At 47.5% G+C, this 1,321-nt stretch carries 1 pseudogene; it reads right to left on the reverse strand.

Going from position 1 to position 1,321, the window contains the following annotated elements:
• Positions 1-258: 258 nt before the first annotated feature.
• Positions 259-1,321 (reverse strand): annotated as a pseudogene (locus F6K49_RS49730) (hypothetical protein); the annotation flags it as partial.

The following is a 1,321-nucleotide window of genomic DNA, read 5'->3' on the forward strand; positions in this document are numbered from 1 at the left end:
GCGATCTTTACTTAATAGCATCCGCAGTCGCTGAGACGATATACCCAGCAGAGATGCAGCTTGTGTTGTACCGACAACCATAACTAAAATACTATTGCGGAATAGTATTGTAATCCCATCTAACTGGCAAAGTCAAGCTCAAGTAGGGAGTAGGGAGTAGGGAGTAGGGAGTAGGGGAGTAGGGGAGTAGGGAGTAGGGTGTAGGGTGTAGGGAGTAGGGAGTAGGGAACTAAAATTTTCGGAATTGATTTAGGTACCTTACATAACGTCTTTCTGAAGTTCTTGTTTAACCAGTTGAGCTAAGGTTTGGGCAGCTCCTGGTTTTCCCCGAACACTCTTTAGATGCGATCGCATTTCGGACAACTTTTCTGGATGCTCTAGATAGTCTAGGGCAAGTTGGGCAACCTCAACCGGCTCAAGCTTCCCTACCAATTCTGGCACAATTTCTCTTTTTGCCCAAATATTCGGCCATGCAAACAGACGCTTTTGCCCTAGCACCAACCAGTTAATCACTTTCGCTAGGCTAGAGCCTACTCCTGGTAACTTGACCAATAGACCGGGTAAGCCATCCCAAGCCCGCATGGCATCTAACTGTTGCGTCGGCAACAGCACAATCATTGGTACCGCCAAAGACCCCAACTCAGCGGTATTAGCTCCCACTGTGGTTAAGCAAAGACAACATTGTGATAACAATTCATAGGCCGGAAAGGACTGCCAGAGTTCTACACACAAGCCACTGGGGGTTTTGAGGAATAGTTGCGGGGTATTTGGTTGAAGGTTAGGAGGTTGTTCGCGTAGCGTGGCCTTTTGGCCAAGGGTTGAAGGTTGAAGGGTTGAAGGTTGAAGGTTATTAGGTTGCAGGTTAGACGGTTGCAGGTTAGACGGTTGCAGGTTATCCCGATTAAAAGGCGACTGTTGATAAATAGACCTCTTGCAAAAGTATTGTTCTGATCGTGTTCTTGATGCAGTCGCTCCTGGAGAGAACCCCCAAGACCACGCTGCATCCCTTGGCCTCAATTCTTGTTCCCTGTTCCCTGTTCCCAGATCCGCTGTTCCCTTTTCTGGAAGAAGTCTAATAAGTTGTGCCTCTGACCATCCTGTCTTGTTAATAATGGGATTGTGATCTCGATTGGCAAATTTGGCTAATGTTTTGAGATCTATGGTAGGAGCAACGGGAATCACAAAGCGAGTTTGGGGTCTAGCCCTGTGGATGTGTTCAGCGATCGCTAAAGACAAAGGCACTCCCTGAGCTAGTTTGGCTGGTTTTGACCCCGGTAATAGTGCGATCACTTCAGTGGAATGTTCAAGGGTATCTTCCGTT

The organism is Moorena sp. SIO3I6, assembly GCF_010672095.1.